This window comes from Alteromonas alvinellae (assembly GCF_902705805.1).
The window spans coordinates 1-319 of record NZ_CACSIH010000232.1; the positions used below are offsets into that span (position 1 = coordinate 1).

1 protein-coding gene is annotated in these 319 nt (G+C 48.9%); it reads right to left on the bottom strand.

Annotated features, from left to right (window positions below; all coding sequences use genetic code 11):
* On the bottom strand, positions 1–319 hold a 319-nt coding region (locus ACX5KA_RS18290; protein WP_458731832.1), incomplete at both ends, for a Tn3 family transposase.

Consider the following 319-nt stretch of genomic DNA (forward strand, 5'->3'; position numbering starts at 1 on the left):
TCGGAGATCTGCGCCATACCATACACACCACGGTGAGTGGCGTTGGCAATCAGAATGGCCAGTAAATCATCCTGATGAGTGAACCCTTGTTTTTGTATCGGAAGTACATGAGTCAGACATTTCATGAACCCGGTTTCGCGCTCTACATACCGCAGTACATCCGCGATACCGACCGGTTGCATTCGCTTAAAAAAGGGATTGTTGACCAGAGATGTAGCGCTTTTGGTCGGCAGACGCCAGCGGGTACCGGTACGATTTTTCATGATCACATTTCGATTGTCTCCCTCATCAATATGGAGAGCAACGTCTTTGAGTGCAC